The sequence below is a fragment of the Sorangium sp. So ce590 genome (genome assembly GCF_051521365.1).
In the GTDB taxonomy this organism is placed as follows: domain Bacteria; phylum Myxococcota_A; class Polyangia; order Polyangiales; family Polyangiaceae; genus Sorangium.
Genome location: NZ_CP150346.1, coordinates 5,269,832 through 5,288,234, shown reverse-complemented (window position 1 = coordinate 5,288,234; position 18,403 = coordinate 5,269,832). Strand labels below are relative to the sequence as shown.

14 protein-coding genes are annotated in these 18,403 nt (G+C 71.8%); 9 read left to right on the top strand and 5 right to left on the bottom strand.

What is annotated here, in order from left to right:
• Positions 1–63 precede the first annotated feature (63 nt).
• Complete coding sequence (locus WMF28_RS20020) at positions 64–1,002, bottom strand: UDP-glucuronic acid decarboxylase family protein (RefSeq protein WP_437603856.1); 939 nt, start codon at positions 1,000–1,002, stop codon at positions 64–66.
• Positions 1,003–1,218: 216 nt separating this feature from the next.
• Here WMF28_RS20020 and WMF28_RS20015 point away from each other — a divergent pair, with 216 nt between their 5' ends.
• The 3 genes from WMF28_RS20015 to WMF28_RS20005 all read left to right on the top strand — a co-directional run bounded on the left by WMF28_RS20015 (position 1,219) and on the right by WMF28_RS20005 (position 3,941).
• A complete protein-coding gene (locus tag WMF28_RS20015; RefSeq protein ID WP_437603855.1) occupies positions 1,219–2,187 on the top strand; it encodes a radical SAM/SPASM domain-containing protein in 969 nt (322 codons plus the stop codon).
• Complete coding sequence (locus WMF28_RS20010; protein WP_437603854.1) at positions 2,180–2,980, top strand: SDR family NAD(P)-dependent oxidoreductase; 801 nt, start codon at positions 2,180–2,182, stop codon at positions 2,978–2,980. The genes WMF28_RS20015 and WMF28_RS20010 overlap by 8 nt, the downstream gene beginning before the upstream one ends.
• 73 nt (positions 2,981–3,053) lie before the next feature.
• A complete protein-coding gene (locus WMF28_RS20005; protein WP_437603853.1) occupies positions 3,054–3,941 on the top strand; it encodes a sugar transferase in 888 nt (295 codons plus the stop codon).
• A gap of 51 nt (positions 3,942–3,992) precedes the next feature.
• Here the strand turns inward: WMF28_RS20005 and WMF28_RS20000 are convergent, their stop codons facing one another.
• Entirely contained in the window at positions 3,993–5,195 is a 1,203-nt protein-coding gene (locus tag WMF28_RS20000; protein ID WP_437603852.1) for an oligosaccharide flippase family protein, read from the bottom strand.
• Between the two features lie 290 nt (positions 5,196–5,485).
• On the opposite strand from WMF28_RS20000, the gene WMF28_RS19995 reads away from it, so the two are divergent.
• The 6 genes from WMF28_RS19995 to WMF28_RS19970 are packed head-to-tail and all read left to right on the top strand — an operon-like array spanning position 5,486 to position 10,103.
• A complete protein-coding gene (locus tag WMF28_RS19995; protein ID WP_437603851.1) occupies positions 5,486–6,916 on the top strand; it encodes a radical SAM protein in 1,431 nt (476 codons plus the stop codon).
• Complete coding sequence (locus WMF28_RS19990) at positions 6,913–7,698, top strand: WecB/TagA/CpsF family glycosyltransferase (RefSeq protein ID WP_437603850.1); 786 nt, start codon at positions 6,913–6,915, stop codon at positions 7,696–7,698. The genes WMF28_RS19995 and WMF28_RS19990 overlap by 4 nt, the downstream gene beginning before the upstream one ends.
• Entirely contained in the window at positions 7,695–8,861 is a 1,167-nt protein-coding gene (locus WMF28_RS19985) for a DegT/DnrJ/EryC1/StrS family aminotransferase (RefSeq protein ID WP_437603849.1), read from the top strand. Before WMF28_RS19990 ends, WMF28_RS19985 begins: the two co-directional genes overlap by 4 nt.
• 35 nt (positions 8,862–8,896) lie before the next feature.
• The gene (locus tag WMF28_RS19980; protein ID WP_437603848.1) at positions 8,897–9,523 is read left to right on the top strand and encodes a YdcF family protein; all 627 of its coding nucleotides are present in this window, start codon (positions 8,897–8,899) and stop codon (positions 9,521–9,523) included.
• A 2-nt stretch (positions 9,524–9,525) separates the two neighbouring features.
• Complete coding sequence (locus WMF28_RS19975; RefSeq protein WP_437603847.1) at positions 9,526–9,885, top strand: hypothetical protein; 360 nt, start codon at positions 9,526–9,528, stop codon at positions 9,883–9,885.
• The gene (locus tag WMF28_RS19970; protein WP_437603846.1) at positions 9,882–10,103 is read left to right on the top strand and encodes a hypothetical protein; all 222 of its coding nucleotides are present in this window, start codon (positions 9,882–9,884) and stop codon (positions 10,101–10,103) included. The genes WMF28_RS19975 and WMF28_RS19970 overlap by 4 nt, the downstream gene beginning before the upstream one ends.
• A gap of 66 nt (positions 10,104–10,169) precedes the next feature.
• On the opposite strand, the gene WMF28_RS19965 is transcribed toward WMF28_RS19970, so the two are convergent.
• The 3 genes from WMF28_RS19965 to WMF28_RS19955 form a co-directional block, all read right to left on the bottom strand.
• Complete coding sequence (locus tag WMF28_RS19965; RefSeq protein ID WP_437603845.1) at positions 10,170–16,229, bottom strand: AAA family ATPase; 6,060 nt, start codon at positions 16,227–16,229, stop codon at positions 10,170–10,172.
• Between the two features lie 7 nt (positions 16,230–16,236).
• A complete protein-coding gene (locus tag WMF28_RS19960; RefSeq protein ID WP_437603844.1) occupies positions 16,237–17,223 on the bottom strand; it encodes a response regulator in 987 nt (328 codons plus the stop codon).
• A 343-nt stretch (positions 17,224–17,566) separates the two neighbouring features.
• On the bottom strand, positions 17,567–18,376 hold the full coding sequence (locus WMF28_RS19955; RefSeq protein ID WP_437603843.1) for a hypothetical protein: 810 nt from the start codon (positions 18,374–18,376) through the stop codon (positions 17,567–17,569).
• Positions 18,377–18,403: the final 27 nt, after the last annotated feature.

Below are 18,403 nucleotides of genomic sequence, written 5' to 3'. Positions count from 1 at the left end.
GGACCCATCGATGGAGGGTGGCGGGCGAGCGCATCGACAGGCTCGCCCGCCCGGGTCGACACGTCAGACGCGCGGGCGGAACCAGTCGATCGTGCGATCGAGGCCCGACTCGAGATCCACGACCGGACGCCAGCCGAGGAGCTCGCTGACCCGGGAAATGTCGGGCCTGCGCCGGTGGGGGTCGTCGATCACGGCAGCGCCCATCGTCAGCTTCGCGCGCCCGCCGGTCTTGCGGATGATGAGCTCGGCGAGCGCCGTCATCGTCGTCTCGGCCGGATTCCCGAGGTTGACGGGCCCGGTCAGGTCCCCGGCGTTCATCACGCGAACCAGCCCCTCGATCAGGTCGCTCACGAAGCAGAACGAGCGCGTGCGATCGCCGCCGCCGTACAGCTCCAGCGCCTCGCCGCGCAGCGCCTTGACCACGAAATTGGCGATGACCCGGCCGTCGTCCCGGGCCATGTTCGGCCCGTAGGTGTTGAAGATGCGGACGATGACGGTGTCGACGTTCCGGGTCTGGCGGTACTCCCAGAAGTAGGTCTCCGCCACCCGCTTGCTCTCGTCGTAACAGGCCCGCGGCCCGATCGGGTTGACGTTCCCCCAGTAATCCTCGTGCTGGGGGTGGACCAGCGCGTCGCCATAGACCTCGGACGTGGAGGCCTGCAGGACGCGGGCTCCCAGCTTCTCGGCGAGCCGGAGGACGTTGATCGCGCCGAAGACGTTCGTGTTGAGCGTGTGCACCGGATCGGCCCGGTACTTCGGCGGTGATGCCGCGCAGGCCATGTTGTAGATCTGGTCGACCTCGAAATGGTACGGCTCGCTGACGTCGCAGCGATGCCACTGGAACCGTGGGTTCTTGATCAGCGGCGCGAGGTTCTCCTCGCGCCCCGTCACCATGCTGTCGACGCAGATCACGGTGTTGCCCTCGGCCAGCAGCCGAGCGCAGAGGTGCGACCCGAGGAAACCTGCCCCACCAGTGACCAGGATTCGCTTGCTCGCGCTCATCGCAAAAATGCCTCCTTGACGGCCGCTCGGTAAGAGCTCCGGAACATCTTGAACCCTCGAACCTTTACCATAGGAAAATGTAATTATAAAGAGTGGATGACATCCGGGTGCCAGTTCCCTATACTGCCGGGCGTGCACCGCTCTCCTCGGTACCTGGGCTCACTCGTTCGCGCCAAGCTCGCCCGCGAAGCGCGTCCCGTCTGGGTGGACGTTTCCGTGACCAACCGGTGCCACCTGAGCTGCGAGTACTGCTACGGAGACTACCACCACCGGCGGGACAGCATCGGGCAGTTTCACTATGAGCAGCTGTGCGCCATTGTAGACGATGCGGCGGAGCTCGGGACTGCTGTCATGACGCTCACGGGCGGTGAGCCGATGCTGCACAAATCGATCGGCCGGATCGTCGATCGGGCGGTGAGCCGAGGGATCTCGGTGGGGATGGTCACCAGCGGATTCCGCGTCAAGGAGCGCGTGGACGAGCTCGTGCATCTGAGCTCGATCGTCGTGAGCGTCGACGGGCCAGCGCCTATCAACGATCTGAATCGCGGCGAGGGGACCTTCGCCGTTTCGGTCGGGGCGCTGGAGGTATGCCAGGCGCGCGGCATCCCGCGCATCGTGAAGGCGGTGCTGAACCGCCGGAACAAGGATCAGGTGCCCTGGCTCCTCGACCTCGCGACCCGCTTCGACGCGCGGCTCGAGGTCGTGATGAGCTACGCCCCGCAGTCCGACCGTCAGCTGCGCATCCACGGCGACAACTCCCTCGACGCGGGCGAGCGCCAGGTCCTGGCCGACGCCCTGCTCGCCCTCAAGCGCGAGGGGGCGCCCCTGGTCTTCCGCGAGCGCGTCTGGGAGAACATGGCGCGCTGGTGGGAGCACCACGGCGAGGACCGCGTCACCGAGGAGGCGCGGCGGGCGAGCTTCCCGTACCTCCCGTGCAGCGCGGGCCGGTACTATGCGTTCATCGACGGAGATGGACGCATGTATCCGTGCAACCAGCGGCTCTCGGACTTCCCCGCGAAGAACGTGCTGGAGGTCGGCTTCCGGGCCGCGTGGGAGCACCTGAGCGATCATGGCTGCTTCGCGTGCGCGGCGCCGTGGCTCAACCAGCAGCACCTCGTGAGCAACGAACAGCTCCTCGTGCGCAGCCTGGGGCGAGATCTGCTGGCGCGGGTCGCGCGTGCCTGAGCGCGCCCTCGCCATCGTCGTGCTCGGCGGCTCGCGCGGGATCGGGCGGGCCGTCGTGGCGCGCGCGCTGCAGGAGGGACACCGGGTCTTCGCCGGCGCGCGGGGCGAGGAGGGGCTCCTCGCCCTGCAGCAGCGCTTCGCGTCGGAGCACGCGGGCCGCCGGCTCGGCACGGGCGCGGTGGACGTCGGCGACGACGCCTCCCAGGGCGCCTTCTTCGGCGCGGCGCGCGCTTTCCTGGGCGGGATCGACGTCGTCGTCAACAACGCTGCCCGGGAGGGCTACGGGCGCCTCGACGAGATGGCTCTCGAGGAGGTCGAGTCGATCGTCCGCACCAACCTCGTCGGCGTCCTCCTCGGCTGCCGGCACGCGGTGCAGGCCATGGGCGGCGGGGGAGGGCACATCATCAACGTGGGATCCGAGGTCTCGTTCCGCGCCGTGCCGCTGAAGAGCGTCTACTGCGCCACGAAGTTCGCCGTCCGTGGCCTCAGCGACGCGCTCGAGCTCGAGCTCGCGCCCCGGGGGATCCGGGTCTCGCAGGTGCACCCCGGCTGGGTGGATACGGGCCTGCACGAGGACGAGCGGCGGCGCCGGGGGGCGGTGTCTCGACCGCAGGACGGCGGCGTCCCGGTGGACCGGGTCGCCGAGAGCGTGGCCGCGCTCTGGCGCGCGCCGCGGGCGCGCGGGAGCGCCGCGCTGCGGCTCCGCCTCCGCAGCGCGGTGGGAGAGCTCTTCCCGGCGTGGGCGCGGTGGCGAACACGCCGGGCGTTCGGGGAGCAGCTGAGAGAGGGCTGAGACGAGACGGCAGCGCGTCCGGCAGCGCGGGGCACCGTCGCGACGCCGGACCGGACACCCCCAGGAGGTTTGCTTGAGCTGTGCACCGACGTCCTTCGCTGGCAGGGAGACCGCGTCGCCTCCTCCGCTGGATCCGAGCGCTCCCATCGCCGTCGAGGGCCTCGACGCCATCGGGGAGGTGCTGCGGCGGGCGGGCGGACAGGCGCGGCCCGTCGCGATCGCGTCGCGGGACCTCGAGTGGCTCGCGGCGCGCCTCGGCCTCACCGAGCGGACCGCGGAGGGGATCCCGGTTATCCGATTCGGCTCGGGCGAGCGGAGCGGCCTCGACGCCGCCGCGACCCGGGCCGTCGAGAAGCTCGTGGCCCTGTCGGTGCTGCTCGGGGGCGCGCCGCTGTGGCTCACGATCGCGCTGCTGATCCGCATCGAGTCCCCGGGCGGGGCGTTCCACGTCGCCCCGCGCGCAGGGCTGGGCGGGGAGCCGTTCGCTTTCTTCAAGTACCGGACGATGCGGGCGCGGCGCCGGGACGGCGAGGATGAGGGCGACGCCGCGCGGCTCTCGGTCATCCGCGGCGACATCCCCGGCTTCGTGCGCGAGGACGGGGTCGTCATCCCCAAGCACCCCAGGGATCCGCGCATCACGCGGCTGGGCGGCGTCCTCCGCTGGCTGTGCCTCGACGAGGTCCCCCAGCTTCTCCACGTCCTCACCGGCGACATGGCCCTCGTGGGCCCCAGGCCCTATCCGATGGCGGAGTTCGACGCGCTGAAGGCGTGGCACCGGCTTCGCAGCGACGGCCGGCCCGGGATCACCGGCCTGTGGCAGGTCGCGGCGCGCAACCAGGTCACCTTCGACCAGAGCGTCCTCCTCGACATCTATTACCTGGCCAACGCCAGCTTCTGGCTCGACCTGAAGATCATCGCGCTCACGCCGCTGCGCATGCTCTTCGGCGTGGGGAGCTACTGACCCGTGCGCCGGGCGATCGACGAGCGCGGGAGAGGCCCGCTCCGCGGCCGCTCACGGGGCCCCGAGGCGGTCCCGGGCGCGCCAGAGGACGATCACCTCGCCTGCCACAAGGCCGAACGTGACAACGAGCTTCACCAGGGCGGCGCCGGCGGCGCCGTGCGCCGGGATCGCCCACAGGTTGCCGGCCGCGATGAGGAGCACGCTCGCCACCCAGAGGGCGGCGTACGGGCGCTGCTGGCCCGTCGCGAACAGCATCGGGCCGATGGCGAACTCCGGCAGCATCCACACGAGCGCCGTCGTCAGGAGCTGCAGCGGCAGCACGGCGCCCGCGTACTCCGCGCCGAACACGAGCCGGACGAGCGGCGCGCCGAGCCACCACACCGCGGCGCTCAGGAGCACGCCTGCGGCCATGAGGCCGAGGAAGGTGGACGCGGCGAGGCGCCTGCGGACGCTCGCCGAGCGGCTGGCGACGAAGGCGGGGAAGACCGCCGCGCGCACGACGCCCGGCAGCACCATGGCGCCGCCGATGACGCGCTGGACGGCGCTCATGTCGCCGACCGCCCCGGGGGTGCTCATCCAGCCCAGCATCAGGAGATCGATCTGGAAGTAGGTGGGGCTGGCGAGCATCACCACCGCGAGAGGCGCAGCCTCCCGGAGGAAGCCCCGCGGGAGCATCGCGCCCCCGCCGGACCCCGGCCGGCGCTCGAGGAGCTGGGCGGCGAGGGCCACGGCGAGCGCGAGGGCGAGCAGGTGGCCCGCGACGAGGGCCCACGCGAGGCCGAGCGCGCCCAGACCCGAGAGCAGCGCCGCCGTCCCCAGCCCGAAGGACGCGATCGCCATGGTGAGCGCCACGAGCACCTCGCGCTCCATCCGCTGGTGCCCGCGGAACACCTGGTTCAGCATCTCGACGAACGAGGCCATCAGCCACGCGGCGGTCAGCAGCCACACGAGCGCGCGGCGCGGCGAGGCCGCGTCCGCGAGGAGGCCGACCCCGAGCCCGACGCCGCCCGCCGCCAGCGTCACCGCGAGCTTGAGGCGCACGAGCGGGCCGATGGGAGCGCCCGGATCCCGGGCGACCTCCCGCGCGATGAAGAGGTGCAGGCCGAGGTCCGCGAGCTCGCCGAGCAGGAAGCCCACCGCGAAGGCGTAGCTGTAGTCGCCGAAGCCCGCCGGCCCGAGCTGCCGCGCGGCGACCACGGCGAGGAGCATGCGGACGCCGCGCGAGACGAGATCGCTCGCGGTCTTCAGCGCCATGCTGCCGGAGACGCTCCTCCTCGCCGGAGGCGGGGGGGCCTCGCGCGGGGCCGGCGCCGTCACGGGTGGAGGAGCGCCTTCGCCGGGGGTCGTGGCGTGAGCATGGCGCTCCTCTATCGCCCTGATCGCGGAGCAGTTCAACTGCCCGTCAGCGGATCCGGCGAGCGGCAGGGCGCGGCGCGCAACGCCACGTCGCGGCCGTCGAGATACGATCCCCCGAGCCGTGTCGGCGCCTTCGCAGCGCGCGGCGCGTTGCCGCGCGTGAAGGATGGAACCCAGGTGAGGCCCAAGTGAAGACCAGCACGGATGGTAACGGTTCATTGGTGCAGCTCAAGCGCAAGGGGTCGCAGGGCTCGGTGCCGCAGGCCCCCGTGGAGATCGAGCCGCCGGAGGTCCTGCTCGAGCGGGCCCTCGCCCTGGCGGTGCCGGACGCGCGCCCGGCCGCCGCGCCGCCGCTCTACGCCCAGGGCCGCGGGATCACGCGCCGTGGCGTGCTGTGGCTCGGGCAGACATGCAATCTCCGCTGCCACTTCTGCTACTTCCTCGATCGGATCGAGGACAAGGAGCACCCCGAGCACCCGTTCATGTCGCTGGAGAAGGCGCAGGCCATCTGCCGGACGCTCGTCGATTTCTACGGGAACACGGCGATCGACATCCAGGGCGGCGAGCCGACCATCTGGCGCGACATCCACGCGCTGGTCCGGTACTGCGTCGGGATCGGCCTCTCGCCGACGCTCATCACCAACGCGCTGGTGCTCGACAAGCGCGACAAGGTGCAGCAGTTCAAGGACTCCGGCGTCGCCGACTTTTTGGTCAGCGTCCAGGGGCTCGGGAAGGCGCACGACCTGGCCGTGGGAGCGGACGGCGCGCACGTGCGCCAGATGCGCGCGCTGAACCACCTCATCGCGCTCGAGGTGCCGTTCCGGGTGAACTGCGTGATGTCGAAGCGCGCGGTGCCCCAGCTCCCGGCGGTCGCGAAGCTTTCGGTCGAGGTGGGCGCGCGCGCCGTCAACTTCCTCGCCTTCAACCCGTTCGCGGATCAGCGCAACGCGGGGGTCCGCACCGCCGAGAACGTGCCTCGCTACGCCGAGCTGCGGGAGCCGCTCGACGAGGCCCTGGACGTGCTCGCGCGCGCCGGCGTGGAGGCGAACGTCCGGTACCTGCCTCACTGCGTCGTGTCCGAGCGCCACTGGCCCTCGGTCTACGACTACCAGCAGCTCCCGTACGACCCGCACGAGTGGGATTTCGCGAGCTGGACCTGGACCAACAAGGGACCGCAACGGATGCGGGGCGGTCTCCTGTCGCCGCCCGTCCCGCTCGGCGCGCGGCCGCGCCTCGGGCCGCTCCGGCAGCCGCTCCTCCGCCTGGCCGACGCGCTCGACCTCCGGGGCCGGCTGCTCCGCGCCGACGTGAGCTCGCGGCTCGGCCCCTCGCTGAGGAAGCTGGAAGGGCTCTCCTACCGGCTCTTCCGTCGCCGCGGGGATCAGGACGCCGCCTACCGCGGCGACGCGCTGAACCGCGTCGAGCACAACGGCTACGCGAAGGGCGCCGGATGCCGGAGCTGCGCGCTCCGTGACATCTGCGACGGGTTCCACGGGGACTACGTCGCGATGTTCGGCACCGACGAGGCGCGGCCCGTCCTCGATCGCGGGCCGGTCACCGATCCGCGCGCGTTCATCGGCACCCAGGCCAAGGTGGCGCCGGCCGGAGGTGCTGCATGATCGCGGACCCGCCCGCGGCGCCCCGGGTCGACGTGCTCGGCGTCCCCGTCGCACGGCTCACGTTCGAGCAGCTGCTGCTCGATCTGGACGACGCCTTGCTCGGGTCGTCGAAGGCCGGCGGCAGGCCGGCGTACTACACCTATGTCAACGCGTACTGCGCCACGCTGGCGGAGCGCGAGGCGTCGTACCGCGACGCTGTCGGCCGCGCCGACGTCGTGTACGCCGACGGCATCGGGGTGGTCTGGGCGGCTCGCCTGCTGGGCGGACCGTGTCCCGAGCGCATCAACGTGGGCCCGGTCGAGCTGGGGAGGATCGTGGACCTGTGCGCCGAGCGCGGGGCCTCTGTCTTCCTGCTCGGGGGGGCGCCCGGGATCGCCGACGAGGTCGCCCGCCGCCTCGTCGCGCAGCGTCCGGGCCTCCGGATCGCGGGGGCTCACCACGGGTACTTCGGCCCCGAGGAGGAGGCGGCGGTGGTCCGGAAGATCAACGACTCGGGCGCGGCCTTGCTCATCGTCGGCCTCGGCCCGCCCAAGCAGGAGCTGTGGGTGGACCGGCACCTCGCGGCGCTGCAGGTGCACGCCGCCTGGTGCATGGGCGGGCTGCTGGATCAGGTGGCCGGGGCGGTGGCCTATCCGCCCGAGTGGGTCCGTCGACATCACGTCCACTGGCTTTACCGCCTGGTGGTCGAGCCGAGGCGGCTCTGGCGGCGGTACCTGCTCGGCATCCCGGAGTTCATCGGCCGCGTTGCGCTGCAGCGCCTATCTCTGGAGCGACAAGCATGAGCGATCAGCGCCCCTTGATCCCCATGGTCCTGCCGCAGGTGGACGATCCGGACGCGATCGCGGCGCAGCTCGCCGAGGTCCTGCGCTCGGGGCGGCTGAGCAACGGCGGCCCGTTCGCGGAGGGCTTCGAGCGGGCGATCGCGGCGTTCCTCGGCGTCGAGGAGGCCGTGGTCGTCTCGAACGGCGCCGTCGCGATCAGCCTCGCCATCGAGGCCGCGGCGGTGCGGCGGGGCAAGGCGATCCTCCCCGCCTTCACGTTCATCGCGACGCTCAACGCCGCGGTCCATGCGGGCTTCGAGCCGATCTTCTGCGACATCGATCCGGAGACCTGGACGCTGGATCCGGAGCACCTGCGCGGCCTGCTCGCGAAGCACGACGTGACGCTGGTCCTCCCGGTCAACGTGTTCGGCGTCCCGCCCGACCTGGCCGGCGTCGCGCGGCAGGCGCGGGCCGCCGGGGCGGCCGTCATCTACGACAACGCGCACGGCATGGGCACCGAGACGGCGAGCCGGGAGGCCGAGGCGCTCCTCACGGCGACGACCTACTCGCTGCACGCCACGAAGATCCTCGTGGCCGCGGAGGGCGGCGTGGTCGTCTCCCCGGATCGGGAGGTGAGCGCGGCGATGCGCCAGCTGCGCAACCACGGGCTCGCGCAGCCGCTGCGGGCGTCGGTCCCGGGGATGAACGCCAAGATCGACGAGCTACGCGCCGCGCTGGCGCTGGCGTCGCTCCGCCGGCTCCCCGAGGCGCTGGCTCGCCGGCGGACGTACCTCGAGCGGCTGCGCGCGGCCCTGTCCCGGCATCCGCAGGTGTACCGCACCCAGCGCATCCCGCCGGGCGTGCGCGTCAATGGACAGAACCTCGGGGTCGGGCTGGCCGACGTCCCGATCGACGACGCGGTCGCCGCCTTCGCCCGGCGCGGCGTCGAGGCGCGCCGGTACTTCTACCCGCCGTTGCACGAGCTGAGCTGCGCCCCGGCGGGCGACGCGCTGCCGAACACGGACCGGCTCTGCGCGGGCCAGGTCTGCCTGCCCCTGCACAGCCACATGAGCGAGGAGACGCTCGAGCGCATCGAGGCCGCCATCCACGGCGTCGCGGAGGAGCTGGAGGCGCCGCGGCTCGCCGTGCGTCCTTCGAGGCCAGCCCTCCTGGCCACGACGTAGGGCACGGCGCAGGGATCGGTTCCGGGATCAGCGTCATGCGCATGGGAGCAGCGTGGGACCGCCTGAGCACGGCGGCCGGCGGGGTCGGGCTGGCGGTCTTCGCCGTCGCCGCGTTCACCCCGGCCGCCGCGCCGCTCGATCGCTGGATGGCGTCGGCGCCCGACGCCGGGCAGGCCGACGCCGTGGTCGTCCTCGGAGCGGACGTCGACCCGGACGGGCGGCTGCCGGAGGATTCGCTCCGGCGCGCCGCCGAGGCGGTCGCGCTGTACCATCAGGGGCGCGCGCCGCTCGTGCTGATGCTCGGCAGCCGCAACGGGGCGGCCAGCGAGGCCGAGTCGCGCGCCCGCCTCGCGCAGGGCCTCGGCGTCCCCGCGTCGGCCCTCCTCACGGAGCCGCGGGGGCTGACGACGGCGGTGGAGGCGCAGCGCAGCGCGGAGCTCCTGCTGGGAAGGGGCGCGAGGAGGATCCTGCTCGTCACCGGCGAGCACCGCGTCTGGCGGGCACGCCGGCTCTTCGAGCGCGCGGGCTTCGAGGTCCTCGCCGCGCCGGTGCGCGAGGGGGCGCCGACCTCGAGCCTCCCGGGCGAGCGCCTCTCGACGATCGGCGGGCTGCTCCAGGAACTCGCGGCGCGCGCGCTCTCCTGGCTCCGGGGGGACGTATAGCGATGTCGGACTCGCTCTACATCCTGGGCGTCGTCGCGGCCACGTCGTGCGCGGCCTACGCGGTGGGGCGCCGCCGAGGGATGCGCGCCGGGCTCCTGCCGCTCGCGGTCCGGCGGGCGATCCGGCTTGCGGGCGTGTGCCTCCTGTTCTGGGGCGGCAACGTCGCGGTCGGGGTGGGGGTGGCCCTGCTCGTGCGCGGCCTCGGGCTGGGGTTCATCTGGCTCTACGTCAACACCGACGTGTCCGTCCTGGTCCTCTCCGCGTTCCAGGCGCTGATCTTCGAGGCGTGGCGCACCCAGCACGACCTCGATCGGGGGCGGCCGACCGCCGGAGGCGGTCCGGGAGGGTCCGGGGAGAGTTGAAACTCAAGCCGGAGGCTGTCGAGAGGGTCCGGGGAGAGTTGAAACTCAAGCCGGAGGCTGTCGAGAGGGTCCGGGGAGAGTTGAAACTCAACCCGGAGGTTGTCGAGAGGGTCCGGGGAGAGTTGAAACTCAAGCCGGAGGCTGCCGAGAGGGTCCGGGGAGAGTTGAAACTCAACCCGGAGGCTGTAGACGACCGTTTCATTGAACGAATCTTGTGAGACTGTAGCGTCTGCGCACCCTCCGCCGCCCCTCGCCGGATGCCCCGGACCCGTTCGTCGTTTTACCTACATCGATGCCTGCGGATCCGCGGGGCCGTCGGCGCCGACCGCGCCGCCTGGGCCGTACGCATCGAGAAACTCCCGCAGCTTCCGGGTCTGGTAGCCACGCGCGAGCGTCACGAGCTGATCGAGCCAGGGCCTGAGTCGCGGGTCGCGCTGCCTCATCCGCTCCGCCTCTGCCAGGATCTTGTGGACGAGCCCCCTGTTCGCGAGCGCCGACAGCAGGGCCAGCTCCTCGGCCGGAGGCGGCGCGAGGGGTTCGCCGTCCGTGGGGACCTCTGCCGGTGAATCCGGAGAGGGGGCCTCTTCGCGGCGGAGCCACTCGATGCCCAGCAGGCGCGATATCCTGTCCAGGAGCGCGCTCGCCTGGATGGGCTTGGGCAGGAAATCATCGCAGCCGGCACGGGCGCACTTCTGCCGCTCGGCCTCGGAGACGCTCGCCGACGAGGCCACGATGACGGTCCGCCGGAGCTCGGGCACGAGCCTGAGGCGGCGCGCTGTCTCGTAGCCATCCATGCCCCGCATGTACACGTCCATCAGGACGAGCGCCGGCGCGTGCAGCGCGCCCATGCGCAGCGCCGCTTCGCCGCCGTCCGCCTCGCACAGGTCGAAGCCGAGCGGGCCGAGGAGCCCGCGCGCCACCGCGCGATTGTCGGCGTTGTCGTCCACGATGAGGATCGTGCGGCGCTCCCCCCGATAGCCGACGATCGTGTCCCACCCCCGGGCATCGCCCGGGCTCGCCGCCGGCTGCACCTCGGCGAGCGGGAGCGTCACGGTGAAGACGCTGCCCACGCCGACCTCGCTCTGCACCTCGACCGCTCCACCCATCTGCTCCACGAGCTTCTTCGTGATGGCGAGCCCAAGCCCCGTGCCCTCGCTCCTCGCGCTCTGCTCCCCCACCTGCTCGAACGGCTCGAAGATGCGCGACAGGTGCTCCGAGGCGATGCCAGGCCCCGTATCCTCGACGCGGAAGCGCACCATCCGGCCCGCAGGGACGCTCTCCTCCAGCGCCTCGACATGGAGGGATACGGCCCCCCGCTCGGTGAACTTGATGGCATTGCCGAGGAGGTTCAAGAGCACCTGCATCAGCCGCTTCTCGTCGGCGTGGACGGCCCGGAGCGCGGGGCCGCGCAGCTCGTGGGCGAACGCGATCCCCTTCGCCTGGGCGCGCACCCGGCACAGGTCGACAACCATCTGCACGAGGGCAGGCAACCGGAACTCCGTCAGGACAGAGTCCAGCTTGCCCGCCTCGATCTTGGCGAGGTGCAGCAGGTCATTGATGAGCGAGAGCAGATGCTCGCCCGACTTCTGGATGACGTGCAGCCCTTCCCGCCACGCCGGCGCGATGTCGGGCGTTCGCTCCAGGATCTGAGCATAGCCGATGATCCCGTTGAGCGGAGTGCGCAGCTCGTGGCTCATGCTGGAGAGAAAGTCGCTCTTGGCCTGGCTGGCGCGCTCCGCCGCCTCCTTGGCGACGCAAAGCTCGATGGTGCGCTCCTTGACCTTGGCCTCCAGGTCCCGGTACAGGAGGGCGTTCTCCACGGCGATGGCGGCCTGCGCGGCGAGCACCGACAGGAGCTCTACCCGCCTCTCGGGGAACGCCGCAGGCGCCTCGCGGTGCTCGAGGTACAGCACGCCGCGGAGGCGCCCTCGATGCGCAAGGGGAAGCGAGAGGAGCGAGAGGACGGGGTGCGACGCGAGGTACGGATCGGCCGCGAAGCGGGCGTCGGCCCTGGCGTCGTCCAGCACGACCGGCTCGCTCGTGCGCGCCACGTAGCGCACGACCGTCCTCGCCACCTCGTCGCTCTGCGCGAGCGGCTCGGACAGGCCCGTCTCGATGCGGGCCCCCTCCACCGAGAGCCGCGCCACGACCGAGAGCTCTTCTCCTTCGACCAGCAGGAGGACGCCGCGCTGCGCCCCGGCGCTCTCCAGCACGAGCTCCATCAGCCGGCCGACGACCCGCTCCGGATCGAGCTCGCTCGACAGCGCCTGCGCCGCGCGCACCGCGGTGTTCACGTCGAGCTGCGCGCCGCCGTCGACGCCCGTGGTGGTCAGCGCGGAGGCGCCCGTCGCGAGGCGGCGCTCGGCGCTCGCAGGCGTCGCGGGCTGGGCAGGCGCGCGGAGCAGGGCGGGCCACCTCGCCTCCAGGTGGGCCACCACCGCGCGCGCGTCCCAGCGGACATAGGCGTCCCTCGCCTCGCGCAGGTACATCGCGGCGATACGGCTCCTGCCCGCCTCGAGGTGGAGCTCGGCGCAGAGCTGGGCGGCGAGGGCCTCGATGTGCAAGAAGCGCTGCCCGCGGGCAAGGTCGATGGCCTCGTCGTACCTGGCCATGGCCTCCTCGGTCCTGCCTTGCACGCGGGCGTGCTCGGCCTGGAGGAGGCGCAGCTTGTGCAGGAAGTTGTCCGCGCTCCCCTCGGCGAAATACGAGAGCCGCGCGAGGCCTTGCTCGATGTGCTCGCCGAGCCTTTGCCGCTCCTCCGCGTCCGTTGTCCCCGGCCAGCACCTCGCGGCCGCGAGCGCGAGCCAGAGCGGCACGTCCGTCACCGGGGGAAAGCCGAAGATGGACATGCGGTGCTGCTCGGCCTCCCGAGCCCGCGAGAGCGCCATCGGGTACGCGCCGGCGACGATGAACAGGTGGGCCTCGAGGATGCGCGCGAGCTCGGCGGCCATCCCATCGCCGTCGGCCAGCAGGGAGCGCGACCCGCGTGAGAAGGGCTGCTCCGAGAGGAGCTGCGCCGCGCCGCCCGCCGTCATCAGGAGATCGCACCACGAGGCGATCGCCTCGAAATAGTGGGCCCCGAGCGCGGTCCCCGCGCGCTGCACGAGCCCTGAGCGAGCCGCCCGGTGCGCCTCGATCTGTCCGAGCGGCTGGCCACGCCACACCCGGTAATAGAACAGGTCGCCTTCCAGCCCCCAGCTCGTCCCCTGGAACGAGCCGATCTTCAGCCCGGTCGCGCAGGTCCGCTCGAAGATGGGCGCCATCTCATCCGCGGGGCGGGCGTAGGCCGTGTACTGCCCCTGGAAGGACAGGCACTCTGCCAGGAAGGGCGACGCGACGCGCTCGGCCGCGCGCACCCCCGGCCCGACCCAGTCCGCGGAGCGGCGATACAGCCCCGTGGTCAACGACCACACGTTCGCGAAGCAGACGATGATGAAGGGAGAGACCGGCGTGAGCACGCCCTGTCGTCGCACCCTCAGCACGGCGCGGACTATCACGAGCCCGGACAGGATCGGCTGGCCGCCGATCGCCGCGCACACCATCAGGTGCATCGTCAGCGCATCGACGAGCACGCGCTCCGGGGATGGATCCGCGGGCATCCGGTCGAACGCGTCGGGGTCGCGCTCGAACCATCGATCCAGCTCGGCGGACTCCTCGAGGAGCGCGGCGCGGCGCGCCTCGTCCGTGTCCGGAAAGACGATGTCCTGCTCGGCGAGCGCGGCGAGCCCCAGCTCGACCCCTCGCGCGAACTGGCCTGCCGCCTGGGAGCAGCGGACGCGGATCTCCTGCACCGAGAGCCTGGCGAGCGCCGGCAGCGGCGTCGCGAGCAGCCGCGCCGACCGCGCCTCGACGTCGTCGAACTCCCGCATCAGGAAGGCCGCCTCGAGCCGCTCCAGCGCGAGCTGCGCGGACAGCGCCGCGTCCTTGCGGGGGGCGTCGTCGCCGAGCAGGGCCTGCGCGGTCTCGGTGAGGCTCGCCATGAGCCGGTGCGAGCTCGCCGCCTTCGCGGCGAGCGCGGCCTCGAGGTTCAGCCGCGCCAGCGCCTCGCGCTCGTCCACGGCGTCCATCCGCGACGAGCCGAGGTTCAGGTGCCGCACCAGCTCGAGGAGCTGCTGCGGTGTGCCCGCCTGCGTCCGGTGCCGCGCCCAGAGCCGCCGGCCGATCTCCAGGTGCGCCAGGACGCGCTGCTCGGGCGGGGCCCGCTCGTAGCTCGCCTGTTGCACGCGGTCGTGCAAGAACCGGTATTCCGCGTCCAGCGCTCCGTCCCCGACCTGTCCCAGCGCCTGCGCGGGCCGGTAGGCCCCATCGGCGGGCACAAGGAGCTCCTCCTGCAGGGCGGGCCACAGCGCCCCGGTCACCCGGGCGCGCTCCCATCCGCTGAGCCGCTCCAGATCGTGGAGGTGGAACGTGTGCCCCGCGCACGCCGCGAGCCCCAGGAGCTGCTGGGTCGCTTCGGGCATCTCGAGCACCTTGTCCGTCAGGAGGGCCACGACGTTGTCCGTGACCTGCACCTGCGCGAGCTCCCTCGGGTCCCAGCGCCACGCGCCGCTCTCCGGGTCCCGGACCACCTTGCCCTGCCTGTGCAAGGAGAGCAGCAGCTGCTCCATGAAGAACGGGTTTCCTCGCGTCTTTTGCCACAGGACCCGAGAGAGCGGCTCCACCCGCGCCGCCTCGCTGCTCAGCGTCTGCGCCACCCACGCCTGCACGTGCTCTTCCGGCAGGGGGCGCACCGACATCCTCGACACCTTCGCCCCGCTCTCGTCCACCGACGCCACGAGCCGCCACAGAGGATGCTCCGGCGGCGCCTCGTTGTCGCGGTACGCCGCGATCACCAGGAGCTCTCTTCGCTCCGCGTCGGTCAGCAGCGTCTTCAGGATCTCCAGCGTGGCGCTGTCGGCCCACTGCATGTCGTCGAGGAACATCACGAGCGGCGCGTTCGGCGTCGTGACCGCCCGCACGAAGCTCAGCCAGGTCAGCCGCTGGCGGGCGAGCACCTGCTCGCCGTGCACCGGCGGCACCGGCGCGAGCTCGCCCATGATCCGATCGAGCTCCGGCACCACGTCGGCGATGAGCCGCGCGTTGTCCCCCACGTCCGCCTTGATTCGCTCCTGCCATGCCGTGAGCACAGGCTTCGGGCTCGCCAGCCACTGCTGCATCAACGCCCCGAACGCCTGCGCCATGGCCGCGTAGGGCGTCGACCGCGCGAGCTGGTCGTGCTTGCCCGAGATCAAGAGACCGCGCCCCGCGCGCGCGATGTCCCGGTAGACGGTGCGCACCAGCGCCGTCTTGCCGATGCCGGACGGGCCGCCGAGGAGCACGAGCTCCACCGCGCCCTCGGCGGCTCGGGCGAAGGAGGCGCTCAGCAGATCGCGCTCGCGCTCGCGCCCGACGAGCACGTCCGGCAGCCGTAGCTTGCGCGAGAAGTCCTTGTTCCCGAGCGGGAAGCGCTCCACCGTGCCGCGCTCGCGCCACGCGCGAAGCGCTTGCTCCAGATCCTCCGCCGCCCCCCTGGCCGTCTGGTACCGCCGGTCGGGGTTCTTCGCCAGGAGCCTGGACGCGATCGCCGCGAGCCCCGGAGGCACGCCCGGGGCGACCTCGTCGAGGGGAGGGGGCTCTCTGGCCAGGTGCGCGTGCACAAGCGAGAGCGGGTCGCGCTCGGTGAACGGCAGCCGCCCTGACAGCGCCTCGAAGAGCGTCACGCCGAGCGAGTAGAGGTCGGTGCGCGCGTCGATCGCCCGCGCGGTGCGGCCCGTCTGCTCCGGTGACATGTACGCCAGCGTCCCCTCGAGCCCCTCGGGGATGCTCGCCGCCGTCGCCTCCAGCGGCAGCGACGAGGCGATGCCGAAGTCGAGCAGCTTGACCTGCGTATACGCCGCATCGACGAGCACGTTCTGCGGCTTGATATCCTTGTGCGTCACGCCCGCCGCGTGCACGGCCTCGAGCACCCGCGCGACGAGCGCGCCCAGCCTCAGCCCCGCTTCCACCGGCAGGCGCCCGCGCTCGGCGAGCAGGCGATCCAGCGACCGGAAGCCGGGGTCCTCGAGCACCAGCGCGACCGTGCCGTCCCGCTGCACGAGCTCCCGCGCCCGCGCTATCCCTGGCACCGCCCCGAGCAGCGTCAGGATGTGATGCTCATGCAGGATGCGCCCCGTCACGCGCGAGCTCGACGCGGCCGCCGCGGGGAGCTTGAGCACCACCCTGTCGCCCGAGGGACGATGGACCGCGCGGCACACGCGGGTCTCGGCCCCTTCGTGCAGCACCTCCCCCACGACGTAGTCTCTCGGATCCATCCGGTTGAGCTCCTCTTCAAGCCCGGCGGAGACGCCGGGGAACGACGGATTCATCGGGTCCTCAGGGCTCGCCCTGGCCCCAGCGACGACCGCGCGTCCGCAGCGCGTGCTCCACGCCCGCCTGAAGGGTGGCCTTCGTCACGAGGCAATCGAGGTGCAGGTCGAGCCCCACGAGCGTCCGCGCCACCTCGCCGTGGATGCCGGTGACGATCGTCCGCGTGCCGAGCAGGGAGAGCCCCATCGCCGCCTGGACGAGCATGCGCGCGACGGTCTCATCCACCGCCTTGACACCGGTGATGTCGATGATGAGATGGTTTGCCCCGCGCTCGCTCGCTCCGTGCAGCGCTGTCTGGATGGCTTGCCTGGCACGCTCGACGTCCACCGCGCCGACGAGGGGCATCACGAGGATGCCATCGATGATCGGCATGAGCGGAGCGGAGAGCTCGAGGAGCCGCTCCCGCTGGACCGCGATGACCTGCTCCTGCAGCGCCGCCCTGGCCGCTTCGGCGCGCTCGTTCTGCGTCAGCTGATGCGAGAGCCGTGCGTTCGCGTCGCGCAGCCCCAGCACGGCCTCCGCCAGCGCCTCCTCCGCCTTGACGCGCTCCTGGACCTCCTCCGAGAGCCTCGCATTCTGCTCCTCGAGGGCCCGCGTCGCGTGCCGGAGCGAGAGCTGGGTGTGCACCCGCGCGAGCAGCTCGGTCTTCTCGAACGGCTTGGTCACATAGTCCACGGCGCCCACGCGAAAGCCCTGGATCCTGAACTTCGCTTCCGCGAGCGCCGTCATGAAGATGACGGGGATGCTCCGCGTCGCCGGATCGGCCTTGATCCGCCGGCACGCCTCGAACCCGCCGAGGCCGGGCATCAGCGCGTCGAGCAAGATGAGGTCCGGCTGAGACCGGCCGGCGAGCTCGATCGCCTCCTCGCCGTCGCGCGCGACGGCGATCTCCAGTCCATCGGACATCAGCGCGTCCGACAGCACGTTCAGGTTGTCCGCGCTGTCGTCCACGATGAGGACGAGCCCAGACGGCGGCGTTTCTTGCTCTTGCATCGATCTCTGCCGGTCTCGGGTACGCCTGAACGAGCCTCCCGCGCCCGGTCGGCATGTCCCGCCGGACAGCGAGCGAGCAGACACCTGCACTGTGAGCAGTGCGGCTCTGCCGCAGAGGACATTCCCCCTGACCTTTTCCTCTCGTATCACGGGACGATCGGCTTTTACACGTGTTTTGTGGGCGGAAGAGGAGGGTGGGCTGCGCCACACAGGTCGTCGATGATTACCTCCTTCGGGTCGTCGGCGTCGCTCTGAAGAAGCGACCCGACCCAGGTTCGGGCGGGGCGACGTACGGCTGGCTGCTACCCCGACCCGGATCGGGTCGCTTCGACGCGCCGGCCGTTCATGGTGCGATGCGGCGGGCCTCGTAGATGTCGGTCCCGCCGCTCCGCTCCGAGGAGAAGAACAGGATGGACCCGTCCGGCGACAGGTAAGGATCGTTCTCGCGCGCATCCGGTACGTTCACCTCGTCGAGCGCCTGCGGCGGCTCGAAGGCGTCGTTCGTCCCTGGCCGTCGAGCCCAGAACAGGTCATCCCCCGAACGGAACAGGATCTGCCGGCCGTCGTCGAACAGGAAGGGCGCGAGCTGGTCTCCCGCGTCGCTCAGCTCGGCGAGCGGAACGAACTCGCCCCAGTCGTCCTCCGGCCTCTCGCGGGACGCGATGGCGAGGTCCCAGCCCTGGGTCTCAGGCCCTTTCAGGCCGACCACGGCGCGGAGCTCGGGCAGATCGACGTGAGGGCTCATCGCCTGCGTGCCATCGTCGTGGCCGGGGTTGAGCGCGTCGACGTAGGAGGGCTCGCCCCAGGGGTCGCCCCGGCTCGCGCGCTCGGACATCCAGATGCCTGATTGTTGCTCGCTCTTGCGGAGGAACCACATCCTGAGCCCGTCGTTCGAGATGGCAGGCGTGTCGTCGTCGTCCGCGCTGTTGAGCTTCTCCGCGAGGTCGACGGTCGGCGTCTCCCAGGGCGAACCCAGGTCCGCCCGCCGCGAGACCCAGATATCCTGGCTCGCGCCGCGCTCGGACATGAAGTGGATCTCGAGCAGATCGCCGGTGAGGGTCGGGTCTTCGTCCCTGGCGGTGTCGTCGTTGAGCGTGGCGACCTTCTGCGGTGCCGCGAACCGCGGCCGCTCCGGCGCGAATGCGCCGATCACGACGTGCTGATCCTCACACGCGACCCC

Excerpts from the sequence above, each read along its gene's own strand:
- WMF28_RS19960 (WP_437603844.1), bottom strand. The coding sequence starts at position 17,223 with ATGCAAGAGCAAGAAACGCCGCCGTCTGGGCTCGTCCTCATCGTGGAC.
- WMF28_RS20020 (WP_437603856.1), bottom strand. The coding sequence starts at position 1,002 with ATGAGCGCGAGCAAGCGAATCCTGGTCACTGGTGGGGCAGGTTTCCTC.
- WMF28_RS19975 (WP_437603847.1), top strand. The coding sequence starts at position 9,526 with ATGTCGGACTCGCTCTACATCCTGGGCGTCGTCGCGGCCACGTCGTGC.
- WMF28_RS19965 (WP_437603845.1), bottom strand. The coding sequence starts at position 16,229 with ATGAATCCGTCGTTCCCCGGCGTCTCCGCCGGGCTTGAAGAGGAGCTC.
- WMF28_RS19985 (WP_437603849.1), top strand. The coding sequence starts at position 7,695 with ATGAGCGATCAGCGCCCCTTGATCCCCATGGTCCTGCCGCAGGTGGAC.
- WMF28_RS19980 (WP_437603848.1), top strand. The coding sequence starts at position 8,897 with ATGCGCATGGGAGCAGCGTGGGACCGCCTGAGCACGGCGGCCGGCGGG.
- WMF28_RS19990 (WP_437603850.1), top strand. The coding sequence starts at position 6,913 with ATGATCGCGGACCCGCCCGCGGCGCCCCGGGTCGACGTGCTCGGCGTC.
- WMF28_RS20000 (WP_437603852.1), bottom strand. The coding sequence starts at position 5,195 with ATGGCGCTGAAGACCGCGAGCGATCTCGTCTCGCGCGGCGTCCGCATG.